We start from the raw sequence: 364 nt of genomic DNA on the forward strand, positions 1-364 counted from the left end.
CGCCCAGCCAGATCAGCGCCAGCGGCAGGACCGTCCCCATGATAGAAACGAGGCGCGCCACGCCCGACGGGCCGCCATCGGTACCCGCGGGCCCAAGCAGCCAGAACAGCGCGACCAGGAACAGCCAGACGCCGGTCAGGGTAAAGCCGACCGTGGTCAGGCGGTCGCGGTTGGCCAGGCTGGCGATGCGTGCAATCAGGGACATGGCGTCATCCGTACCGGATCTCGACGATTTCATAGCTGCGCTGGCCGCCGGGGGTGGTCACCTCGACGCTGTCGCCCTCGTCCTTGCCGATCAGCGCGCGCGCCAGCGGAGAGCGGATGTTCAGCAGCCCGCGCTCGATGTCGGCCTCGGCCTCGCCCA

At 69.5% G+C, this 364-nt stretch carries 1 protein-coding gene and 1 pseudogene; both read right to left on the bottom strand.

The genetic code is table 11. The annotated features are described in order from the left end of the window. A pseudogene (locus tag TW83_RS18730) lies at positions 1-205 on the bottom strand (hypothetical protein); the annotation flags it as partial. Between the two features lie 4 nt (positions 206-209). After that, positions 210-364: GreA/GreB family elongation factor (locus tag TW83_RS18735; RefSeq protein WP_045984302.1), on the bottom strand; the 155-nt coding region annotated here is incomplete at its 5' end.

Source organism: Paracoccus sp. S4493 (genome assembly GCF_000967735.1).
GTDB classification, from domain to species: domain Bacteria; phylum Pseudomonadota; class Alphaproteobacteria; order Rhodobacterales; family Rhodobacteraceae; genus Paracoccus; species Paracoccus marcusii.